The sequence below is a fragment of the Streptomyces milbemycinicus genome (genome assembly GCF_002154605.1).
GTDB lineage: Bacteria > Actinomycetota > Actinomycetes > Streptomycetales > Streptomycetaceae > Streptomyces > Streptomyces milbemycinicus.
Genome location: NZ_MUNE01000604.1, coordinates 1 through 694, shown reverse-complemented (window position 1 = coordinate 694; position 694 = coordinate 1). Strand labels below are relative to the sequence as shown.

The 694-nt window shown below is 71.5% G+C and carries 1 pseudogene; it reads right to left on the bottom strand.

The features are described 5' to 3' along the window. Positions 1 to 27: 27 nt before the first annotated feature. Positions 28 to 694 (bottom strand): annotated as a pseudogene (locus CCN51_RS40205) (pyridoxal-phosphate dependent enzyme); the annotation flags it as partial.

The following is a 694-nucleotide window of genomic DNA, read 5'->3' as shown; positions in this document are numbered from 1 at the left end:
CCAGAGCCCCGAGCCCCGGCCCCCGGGCTACGCCCAGAGCTGGCCGTGCAGCGTCGCGATGGCCTCCTCCGTGGTGGCGGCGGTGTAGACGCCCGTCGACAGATACTTCCAGCCACCGTCGGCGACCACGAAGACCACATCGGCGCTCTCCCCGGCCTTGACCGCCTTGCGGGCGACGCCGAGCGCGGCGTGCAGCGCGGCCCCGGTCGAGACGCCGGCGAAGATGCCCTCCTCGGCGAGGAGTTGCCGGGTGCGGGCCACCGCGTCCTCGGAGCCGACCGAGAAGCGGGTGGTCAGCACGGTCTCGTCGTAGAGCTCGGGGACGAAGCCCTCGTCGAGGTTGCGCAGACCGTAGACGACGTCGTCGTAGCGCGGCTCGGCGGCGACGATCTGGATGCCGGGGACGTGCTCGCGCAGATAGCGGCCGACGCCCATCAGCGNNGGCGCCCGCGTTGTCCGCGTTGCCGTACTGGTAGAGCATCACCCAGTCCGGGTGCTCGGCGCTGAGCTCCTTGGCGACGCGTACGGCGGTGTTGGAGCCCCCGGCGGCGGGCGAGGAGATGATCTCCGCACCCCACATGGTGAGCAGCTGGCGCCGCTCCTCGCTGGTGTTCTCCGGCATGACGCAGACGATGCGGTAGCCCTTGAGCTTGGCCGCCATGGCGAGCGAGATGCCGGTGTTGCCGGAGGTCGG